Annotated in this window: 11 protein-coding genes and 1 pseudogene; 9 read left to right on the top strand and 3 right to left on the bottom strand. The window is 44.3% G+C overall.

The features are described 5' to 3' along the window. Positions 1–215: 215 nt before the first annotated feature. Positions 216–2,192 carry a M64 family metallopeptidase gene (locus tag HF894_RS14755; protein WP_204973375.1) on the bottom strand — a complete coding sequence of 659 codons (1,977 nt, stop codon included), beginning with the start codon at positions 2,190–2,192 and terminating at the stop codon, positions 216–218. A gap of 26 nt (positions 2,193–2,218) precedes the next feature. Next, positions 2,219–2,350: a hypothetical protein gene (locus HF894_RS15290; protein ID WP_262899896.1), complete on the bottom strand. Its 132-nt coding sequence runs from the start codon at positions 2,348–2,350 to the stop codon at positions 2,219–2,221. A gap of 310 nt (positions 2,351–2,660) precedes the next feature. On the opposite strand from HF894_RS15290, the gene HF894_RS14750 reads away from it, so the two are divergent. Both HF894_RS14750 and HF894_RS14745 read left to right on the top strand, forming a co-directional pair. Then, positions 2,661–2,936 carry a hypothetical protein gene (locus HF894_RS14750; protein ID WP_204973373.1) on the top strand — a complete coding sequence of 92 codons (276 nt, stop codon included), beginning with the start codon at positions 2,661–2,663 and terminating at the stop codon, positions 2,934–2,936. Continuing rightward, complete coding sequence (locus tag HF894_RS14745) at positions 2,923–3,267, top strand: hypothetical protein (RefSeq protein WP_204973371.1); 345 nt, start codon at positions 2,923–2,925, stop codon at positions 3,265–3,267. The genes HF894_RS14750 and HF894_RS14745 overlap by 14 nt, the downstream gene beginning before the upstream one ends. 94 nt (positions 3,268–3,361) lie before the next feature. On the opposite strand, the gene HF894_RS14740 is transcribed toward HF894_RS14745, so the two are convergent. Then, positions 3,362–4,483: a BACON domain-containing protein gene (locus HF894_RS14740; RefSeq protein ID WP_204973369.1), complete on the bottom strand. Its 1,122-nt coding sequence runs from the start codon at positions 4,481–4,483 to the stop codon at positions 3,362–3,364. A 337-nt stretch (positions 4,484–4,820) separates the two neighbouring features. On the opposite strand from HF894_RS14740, the gene HF894_RS14735 reads away from it, so the two are divergent. The 7 genes and pseudogenes from HF894_RS14735 to HF894_RS14705 all read left to right on the top strand — a co-directional run bounded on the left by HF894_RS14735 (position 4,821) and on the right by HF894_RS14705 (position 9,037). Beyond that, positions 4,821–6,029, top strand: a complete 1,209-nt coding sequence (locus HF894_RS14735) for an AAA family ATPase (RefSeq protein ID WP_021847640.1) — start codon at positions 4,821–4,823, stop codon at positions 6,027–6,029. A 72-nt stretch (positions 6,030–6,101) separates the two neighbouring features. Next, positions 6,102–6,320, top strand: coding sequence for a hypothetical protein (locus tag HF894_RS14730; protein ID WP_204973367.1), 219 nt, complete (start codon positions 6,102–6,104; stop codon positions 6,318–6,320). Positions 6,321–6,327: 7 nt separating this feature from the next. Next, positions 6,328–6,501 (top strand): annotated as a pseudogene (locus HF894_RS14725) (sugar phosphate nucleotidyltransferase); the annotation flags it as partial. A 30-nt stretch (positions 6,502–6,531) separates the two neighbouring features. Then, positions 6,532–6,753: a hypothetical protein gene (locus tag HF894_RS15240; RefSeq protein WP_394369869.1), complete on the top strand. Its 222-nt coding sequence runs from the start codon at positions 6,532–6,534 to the stop codon at positions 6,751–6,753. A 185-nt stretch (positions 6,754–6,938) separates the two neighbouring features. Next, positions 6,939–8,291, top strand: a complete 1,353-nt coding sequence (locus tag HF894_RS14715; RefSeq protein ID WP_075316719.1) for an AAA family ATPase — start codon at positions 6,939–6,941, stop codon at positions 8,289–8,291. Further along, positions 8,266–8,727, top strand: a complete 462-nt coding sequence (locus tag HF894_RS14710) for a hypothetical protein (protein WP_204973365.1) — start codon at positions 8,266–8,268, stop codon at positions 8,725–8,727. The genes HF894_RS14715 and HF894_RS14710 overlap by 26 nt, the downstream gene beginning before the upstream one ends. Before the next feature lie 130 nt (positions 8,728–8,857). Then, entirely contained in the window at positions 8,858–9,037 is a 180-nt protein-coding gene (locus tag HF894_RS14705) for a hypothetical protein (RefSeq protein ID WP_204973363.1), read from the top strand. The last annotated feature ends 122 nt before the right edge of the window (positions 9,038–9,159 follow it).

The raw sequence follows: 9,159 nt of genomic DNA, 5'->3' as shown, positions 1-9,159 counted from the left end.
GAGCGGAGAAACTGCGGGTGTATCCGGCCCTGTTCGAACTGGAGCAGGAGGGATGGCTCACGGTGACGGAACGGGAGGAGCTGGGGAGTGCGAAGCGGGTGAAGCTTCATCCCTGACCTTTCTCCGAAAGATAGGGGAGGAGATACCTGAAGAATGAAATCGGGCGAAGCAGCGACAGAGCGGCTTCGCCCGATTTTTGTTTGGGGAACTACACGTTATGGAAGGTTGATGATGACAGGTGGTGCTGTGGGGGGATAAATCTTCTTATAAGCTCTGGTAATGTTGAAACTGGAGCGATGAGCTTGATCCCATGCAACAAAATCTTCGTAATTAGGTTCCTTACCATAGGCGAGTTTCTGAATGCGATAATAGATTGCCTCGCGCGATGGAGCGTTGTAGCCACCGGTGTTATAGCGCATAATACTGTTTTCCGTAGGACGATAAGCTCCGTATTGATAGGTGGCGGCTCCTTCGAATACTCCTAAACCTTGGTTAGAGAAACGGGTATCATTAAGGAATTTGGCCCATACAACTTGATTAGGATCAGAAGTATAGTCCACATTCCATCCCCAGCCGAAATTATTTCTATAGTCGAGATTGGTTTCGATATCATTTTGGCTGATAGTACCTGTATAGAAATACTCGTCTAGGAGTTTACCGATGCCATGCCCGCCCGTTTCGTGTAGAACAAGTTGGCTGAGGTGTTCGGCGTTCTGTCCAATCGGGAAATAGGATATGGAGTAGCCAATACCATACACGGCAGATTGTGTACTATTAGATATACTCGAACCAAAGAAACAAGTACCGGCATGTCTTTTGGAATTCATTGGAACAATGATGGTTGTGTTATTCCAATCCTCATCACTCATATCTTTATTATGAACAGATTTAAAAATCTCTTTGGCATAGTCTTGGCATTTGTTGTGATTTCCTTCTACATATGTACCTTCTCCGAATTTACCACTAAATGCAGTCGAACCGCCTTCCACATACCCCTCATTTACCGAAACTGCATTAACATAATAGATGTTGAAGCAGCTGCGGAACGAAGTATAAGGTTCTTCTTGGAAGAGACAATTAGCGGTGCTTTTCATATAATCGGCGTATGTGCCATCGGCAATCTGACGGTCGCTGAAACCGTCGCCCATGAGATAGATATCGATGCCATAGCCTGAAGAGGCTTTTTGAATGGTGTAAACTGTCTGTTTGTTTGAGAAATCTTCAGAGAAATCTGTAGAAGTATAGGTCTCTTTCCATCCACTAGTCACCGTGATGGTGTTCAGTAGTCCTCCTTTAATTGTTTTTCCTCCTGCGGGTTTGTCGGCATAGATTGGTAATCCTTCTTCTCGGTGAACTGTGACACGCAGGTTGTGGTCAGTTTCTAGTTTAATGTCGGATTGAGCCATTACCATGTAAGCTGTAATGGAAGAGGTCGCTCCAAATCCTTTCAAGGAGAGTATGGTGGATTCTTCGCTTCCGCTATACATTCCAACGAATTCATAAAATTTCCCTGGGATAATGGCTCCGTCATTGTCGACAACACTCAGCTCGATGGCTGTGGGGGTTATGGAACTAGAGAATCCACTGAGGTTGAATTTCATACACCCAGTTTGATTGTAGTATCTTGACGGCTTGAAAGTTAGTGAGTTGGGATCGCTAAATATTTCATAGGCAAATGAATAATAATCTTTGAGATGGGAGGTGCTACCATTACCCTGTTGAATCTGTCCAGTCAATGGTCTTCTACAGAAATCTCCCCAACTTTTCACAGAAGAGGGGTAATACATGCTGTAGTATTCAGCGGAAAAAGTCGGGCCATTCGCTTGGAACGTACCTTTGGGGGTGTTTGCACCATCAATGAGTGTATACACACATTGTTTGGTGTCATCTACAACGATTTGATTGTTTTCGTTTCTTTTATTTCCTAAAACTATAAAAGAATCTCCTTGAGACCAAACACTTGTTATTGCCGTTTGACCTCCGGAGAAATCTTCGGTAAATGCCAGACGGGTGTCTGGAGTGGAATCTGTAGCTAAGTTGAATGTTAAAACTTCGGGAAGTGGAATTCCCGTTTCTGTATTTTCAGTTGTATTTGTAGCTTGCTGTTCGTCGATGATGTATGCATCGTTACATGAATACAACAACCCTATCGTGAAAAATAGGGTACAAATATGAATAATATGTTTTTTCATTAGGCGGACAATAAAGTGATAAATAATTAGAAATCTTCTCCATGTCCCCAACCGGGGCTATCGACGCCACTGGCCTGAAGAATGCTTCCTTCTACTTCCATATCAATTACTTCTACAATGGGGGATTGATAAGTTTCTTTTTGATCTTGTGTTTCCATAAAAATGTTTTTTTAATGATTAGAATTTGGTTGATTAAATTTTACTGATTTTGCAAAGTTACAAAAATGTACGTAACTTCTATCATTTATTGGATTTATTTTTACTGTTTCTATGAAATTAATGAAATGTGATTTTTTCTTGTGAGTAAATCAAGAGGATTTTAGAGTAGTTTTAAAATATAGATTGGAATGGCGGATTTGTCCGATATTTGTTTGAAGACAGATGGTAATTGTGGCTGTGGAGATTTGGTTTTCTGCGGGGAATTGTGTATCTTTGTTATACGAAGACAGGAACAGAAAAAGAAAGGATATGAAGACGATGCAGGAATATGATAAGCAGCAGGCATGCAGGCAGGAGGTGAATGAACCGATTGCTGGGTATGGAACTATAGATGCGCTGAAGGTGAAGCTGGTGAAACGGATTATGGGGATGGAGGCGTTGGAAGATGTGCAGTCTGTACTGAACTTCGTGGAGCGGCAGAAGGTATCGGAGACTTTTGAACAGGAATGGGAACGGGGGGTGACGCTTGAGCAATTTCGGGATGCCTGCAAAGGGAAATTGAAGGAAATCTATGCAGACATGTGAAATTCGAATCTTACCGGAAGCGGAGGACTTTCTGAGTATTCTGCCCCAAACGCTGGTGAAGGAGGGTTATCTGTCCACTTATGAAGCTGCGGAAAAAATTGTGGATGATATTGTGGACTTTATATCGCAACTGCCGAATGTCCCTCATTATAAGATTGCAGATTCGTTGGCTTACCATTTTGCTTATTTGGGCGTGGATATAGAATATGCTTTCTTCAGGCGGAAGAGTGCACGTAAGACTACGTGGTATGTCTTCTTTGAGCAAAATCAAGGACGTATTTTGGTAAAGCATATTACAAATAATTGGGTTGAAGGACAATATATCAGATAAAAAGAATAGAGTATGAAGAATCGGGCGAAGCAGCGACTGTGCGGCTTCGCCCGATTTTTTTGTTTGGAAAGTGGGGGACCGGAAACAGAAAGCGTCAATAGACATTGAAGAAGACTTCCTGACTGGAGATGTATTGGCCTCCTACCGTGACTTGTACCAGGAATTTGCAATCGGCTTTTCCGGTGATGTGAAGTTCGCTGTAGGGCATGAACAGCACGTAGTCGTTGAAAATACAGGAATCGTAGTTGGATATAAAGGAACCGCCGCAGCAGACTTGCCCGTCTACCGAACGATAGGCGCCGTTGTAGTCCATGAGGCGGGTGCCGTTGGCAAAGCTGAAGTAGGCCGCACAGTTGCCGGGAAGGCCTCTTACTCCATAAGTCTGGAACCGGACGTGTATCTTCATGCCTTTGACAAGGCCCTGGCGCTTGTTGTGTTCTACCCATACTTGTTCGATGGATGCCTTTAGAGCGGCTTGCCTTACTGTCATTTGGGTGGTTTTGTCGCCTGCCTTGACATATACATTCGCACTGCGGGTGGCTCCGGTGGGATTGGACTCCCATTTCAGCAGGAAAGCGGTTTCTGTTTGGGTGCGTATGGTAAGCCAGTTGGCATCGGTCCATACTTCATAGTCTTTCAAGTTTGTTTCGTTGACGTATTTGCCGGTCTTGGTACGCACGGGATATGCCTTCTCACTTTCATTGCCGGGGATGTCGACGGTGTGAGGTATGATCCATCCTTCGATAGACAAAGGAAGCTCCAGATCGGATAGGCTTCTGAAATTGATAAAGGCGCCTGTACGGTTACGGTATGAATCCAGTAGGGATGTGTATGGATTGTCGTTCGCATGTTCATTGGAATGTTTGAGCGCATGGGTGATGGTGTCATTGGATATAACCTCGGAATACAGGGCGTAGGTTCCGCTTATGAATATGACATGGGGCTTTTGTTCTGACTGCTCCTGGCCGGAGGCGCTGTATAGAGAGAAGAATGTATCGGCTAAAAGGTTGGCTGACACAAATGTAAACTTGTAGTGGAAGGAATCTTTGCCGCTTCCGTAGTATTCGATCGTCCGGTTATCGTATATCTTGATGTATCCTTTTCCCGGCGAATCGTTGACGGTATCGAAATGAAATGTGTACAGAAGGTTCTGTCCCTGGATAGGCATGAAGATGCCTGCCAGAATGAGGAGTGTGAGTAATGCAAATTTTTTCATGGCCTGATATAATAGAGGGTTAACAATCATGCAGCTTCAACGTGTAGGACAAAAGTAAACAAAATAATGGAGAAATGGGCTCGAGTTGGTAAAATAATTTTTATGATGGGGTAGTGGACGGTTTGTCTGATGTTTCGAAAGAGGTTTGGTATGTGACCTTTTCAAGTGAAGAAACATTGGATTGACAAATAAATCGGGCGAAGCTGAGGAATGGCGGCTTCGCCCGATTTTTGTTTGGGGAGTAAGGGGATTGCCTAGGGGGCCATTATTGGGGTAAGGTTGCTTGTTTAAAAAAAAAATGTTATCTTTGGCCCACTTCTATATGAACTAATAAGGTATGCTGAAAGAAATTATATTGAGAGATTTTTTTTCCTTTTACGGCGAAACGAGAGTGAAGCTGAACAAGGGAGTCAATCTGTTGCTGGGCATTAACGGAAGTGGAAAGACTTCGTTTATCAATGCCATACGACTGCTATGCGAAGGGGTTTCGAGTGAAGGAATTGGCCGATTGATACAGGAACAGTGGGGCGGGTGTGACCAGATACTTAATTTTAATGGTGAACGTAATACTCCTTACGCTCAGTTAACTTATGTTTTCGATTACGCAGAGTTGAATAAACTTAATGCGGCAGCCAACTTTACGTCGGATGTGTTTTATCGCATTACACTGCGCCCGATGGGTACAAGCTATTCACTTTGTGAGCATGTGTTCACACGCAACCATACTCAAGGGGGTATCTTTGACTATCTGAAATTCAGCAACGGAACAGGGAAAATAAGCGCCCGTAGGGAAGACGGGACGGTAGTTATGCAGGATTACAAGGACGGCGAAGTATCCGGACAGGAACTGGTGCTTCGGCAAATAAATGATCCTCAGCATTATCTGTCGACTTACACCTTGCGGAAAGCGATAGAAACGATGGCTGTCTATGCCGGTTTTGAAGTGGGTGAGAACAGTAGGCTGCGCTATCCTGCTGAATATTCTACAGACGTGCGGTTGAGAAAAACGGGGAGCAATCTGACTCAGATATTGAATGATATTAAGCTGAATCATCGGTTTGACTTCGAACGCTTGGAAAATATGTTGAGTCGGGTGAATCCTCACTTCAAGGGAATAGACATCAGTAATCGCTATGGGCTTTCATATCTGTCGTTGTTGGAAGAAAATATGCAGCGTGCCATCGGCTCTTTGCATATTTCAGATGGAACTTTACGTTTCCTTTTGCTGGAGTGCATTTTTTATAATACACAACGGGGAAACCTGGTGGGCATTGATGAACCTGAGCGTGGATTACATCCGGATATGATTCGTTCGGTGGCAGAAATGGTAAAGATGGCGGCCAGGCAAACCCAGATAATAGCAGCTACGCATTCGCCGTACTTGCTCAACCAATTTGAACTGGAAGATATATTGGTGTTTGAAAAAGATGACAATAATGCAACAACCGTTCATCGGAAGTGTGAGGAGGATTTTCCTGAGTGGGAAGGGGAATACCTGCCCGGACAAATGTGGCTTTGCGGAATGATAGGAGGAAAACGGTGGTAAAGCTGAATATTATGGGGGGAAGCTAAAGGATATTTAAGGAAAAGGTGTGCTGAAAAAATCGAAGATCATTCTTTGATACGAGGAAAGGATATTGAAGCAATTAATAAACCTTCTGAAAAACTGAGTATTTTAATCCGTACCTTTTTTGAGAAAGAATCGGACGGGAAAAAGAAGAAAATCTCTTACGGTAAATTGAAATCAGCTCCAGATATCTTGGATGAGATTGAGGTAGAGAAACTACTTCCATTGGATGCGGAATTACAGCGCTTTTTGACTATTTTAAATACTTAAGGAAGATTTGAAAGGGATGGTTCTGGCAGGGGGAATAGGTATGCGTCTGCATCGCATCACCAAGGGGGTGAGCAAATAGTTGCTCACCATCTTCGACAAACCGATGATTTATTATCTCATTTCAGTGCTGATGCTGGCGGGCATCCGCGAGATACTGATTATCTCCACGCCCTACGACCTGCTGATTTCATCGGCAACTATACACCTGGCAGTGGAGAGCCACGTGGACCGCTTGATCAAGGATCCCTTCACCTTCGCACGAACGAACGTGATGGGTACGCTGAGCCTGCAAGATAAAACTATTCGTCAATGTGTCGTGACTCCTCAAAATAAACTTTATTATACGGTTCAAAACCGTGATATTATTATTCTCTCATTAGAGGATACACGGATGAATCCGAATAAAGTGTGGAATGAACTACATAAAGATTAAATATCAAATATTAGGATATGAGAAATCGGGCGGAGTGGCTGAGAGGCGGCTTCGCCCGATTTTTGTTTGGGGACGGAAGAAAATAGTATCTTACCTTGTAATGCTATAGAATATTTTTATAACTTTGTCATGGCGAAGGATTTTCTTGGCTTTACAAACTAATTAATGCGTCTTCATTTTATACGATGAGTACATATCGATTCATTTTGCGCGACTATCATGCTATTCAGGATGCGGATATTGTCATTGACGGTATTACAGTGTTGTCGGGTATCAATGGCTGCGGGAAAAGTACGTTGTCACGGTGGCTGTATTATGTAATTAAAGGAACGGCTGAATTTGAGAACAACCTGTTGCATGAATATGTGGATAAGTTGACTGCGTGGGTGGATCGGATGGTGTTTGTGTGTAAGGATATCGAACGGATCAGGAAAACAGGCATAGCTTTTCAGGACTCTGCAAGAGGAAAACTTTATGAGATTCAGGAACAACTGAGAGGAACAGGCGCTTATTCGCGAAAGCAGGTTGATGTGGCCAGAGACTTGTTTTTACAGGCTTTATCCATCGTGACGGATACGCTTGAAGAGAACTTGGACGAGGAAATGTCGGAGGTGCGGAAGGAACGTGTCATGAGGTATCTGAATATGAAGGCAGAAGGGAAGACGATCCGGCAGACGATAACCGATTTTACCGAACAGGCCAGTCGATGGATGGACAGGCTTACTACTACGCTCTACAACGACATGGAACAGCGGGAGGTCTCTACCTTTTTCAGAATGCTGGACAGACAGTTTGGACTACGAGAGGATTGGCCTTCCAATATACAGCTGGAAGAAGACGGAGTAGGTATCATAGACGGACATCTTTCTAACTTGTATAATCTGAGAAATGCCATTTATGTGGATACGCCCATGTCTGTCACATCGGATTTTACGAACAATCGTTTCTGGAATGCGCTGCGGGAGATGATGACGGAAGAAAACAAGAGTAATGAATCGACAGAGGTAAAGAAACTGTTGCTTAGGATAAAAAAGTTGCTGGACGGACAGGCGGTTCTGGAGAAGGACGATACTTCGTTCAGAAGTCCCAGTTTGAATTATGTTTCGAGTGACCAACAGATTCATATCAGGCTGACTGAGGTGGCTACCGGATTCAAGACGTTTTCTTATCTGCAACGGCTGTTGGAAAACGGATACCTGAACGAGGAAACACTTCTGATGATTGATGAGCCGGAGGCGCATCTGCATCCGCAATGGATTGTGGAGTTTGCCCGCATGCTGGTGCTCCTCCACAAGGTGTTGGGGTTGAAGATTATGGTGGCCAGTCATAATCCGGATATGGTATCGGCCATCCATGACATTGCCAATAAGGAGGGGATACTGGACCATACTTGTTTTTATGTGGCCCGTCAGTCGGATACAAACAGACATGCGTTCAGCTATGAGGCACTTGGGCATGAAATCGGGGAGATTTTTGAATCGTTCAATATAGCGATAGACCGAATCAGGGAGTATGGAGCAGCTGGTGTATCTGAATGAGACGGTACGGGAGCATTCGCTTTACCGGTTGTGTCCGGCGTTGCTGAACGGAGTCTCTAACAGAGATTATCCGGGGAGTGATTATTTTGATACTCGTATAGAATGCCTGGATATGGATTCTTATGAGAAGAAGGTGATGCACAAAGCGCAGGCCGACAATACGGTAGATGCGGTTATCGGAGTTGGAACGTATCACAACAACCGCGCGGTCGATGCGCGCCTGTTACTGGTAGAGTTTAGAATGGGATATGAAAGTACCGGAAATCTTTCCAAAACAGAAATGGAACGGAAAGTAGTCTATACCAAAAGCCTTTTGGGTGGAGAAAAGACGGTCAGCAGACAGAGTCTTTTTGTTTTTAGTGAGAAGGTGGCTCCGATGGCTAAAAACTGGTTTGACAGGCAGCAGAAAACCGGGGGGAAATTTCAGAGACTGTGAATCGTGTTCGGTGGTAGACTTTGGTCGTAATATCAAAGCATTGTCGGACTTCCCATATGTGCCGGTTTATTCTGAGCAGGCTATTGTGAGAAGTTTCCAACGGAAAGATGGTTGGGAATATATTGAACAAATGGAATTCTGGTGTGAAAAGGCCAGGAAATTGTTGTATAAGAATCCTTTGGAATGCGACCATATCAGGGAAGTCGTGAAAAAGGAGTGGGAGAATTTTAGGAATAGTTGCCGGAGTCTTTCGGATGAAGAGGAATTGGCTGCTGAAATCCTGGAGGAGGATTTTGGGTGGTTGAGCTGAAGTTATGGAATGATGGAGGACATCATCGCCCACAGCGGAGCGGAGAAACTGCGGGTGTATCCGGCCCTGTTCGAACTGGAGCAGGAGGGATGGCTCACGGTGACGGAACGGGAGGAGCTGGG

The organism is Caecibacteroides pullorum, assembly GCF_019239235.1.
GTDB lineage: Bacteria > Bacteroidota > Bacteroidia > Bacteroidales > Bacteroidaceae > Bacteroides > Bacteroides pullorum.
The sequence above is the reverse complement of the archived record's forward strand: the minus strand, read 5'-3'. Positions and strand labels throughout refer to the sequence as shown.

Excerpts from the sequence above, each read along its gene's own strand:
- HF894_RS14755 (WP_204973375.1), bottom strand. The coding sequence starts at position 2,192 with ATGAAAAAACATATTATTCATATTTGTACCCTATTTTTCACGATAGGG.
- HF894_RS15290 (WP_262899896.1), bottom strand. The coding sequence starts at position 2,350 with ATGGAAACACAAGATCAAAAAGAAACTTATCAATCCCCCATTGTAGAA.
- HF894_RS14750 (WP_204973373.1), top strand. The coding sequence starts at position 2,661 with ATGAAGACGATGCAGGAATATGATAAGCAGCAGGCATGCAGGCAGGAG.
- HF894_RS14745 (WP_204973371.1), top strand. The coding sequence starts at position 2,923 with ATGCAGACATGTGAAATTCGAATCTTACCGGAAGCGGAGGACTTTCTG.
- HF894_RS14740 (WP_204973369.1), bottom strand. The coding sequence starts at position 4,483 with ATGAAAAAATTTGCATTACTCACACTCCTCATTCTGGCAGGCATCTTC.
- HF894_RS14735 (WP_021847640.1), top strand. The coding sequence starts at position 4,821 with ATGCTGAAAGAAATTATATTGAGAGATTTTTTTTCCTTTTACGGCGAA.
- HF894_RS14715 (WP_075316719.1), top strand. The coding sequence starts at position 6,939 with ATGAGTACATATCGATTCATTTTGCGCGACTATCATGCTATTCAGGAT.
- HF894_RS14710 (WP_204973365.1), top strand. The coding sequence starts at position 8,266 with ATGGAGCAGCTGGTGTATCTGAATGAGACGGTACGGGAGCATTCGCTT.
- HF894_RS14705 (WP_204973363.1), top strand. The coding sequence starts at position 8,858 with ATGGAATTCTGGTGTGAAAAGGCCAGGAAATTGTTGTATAAGAATCCT.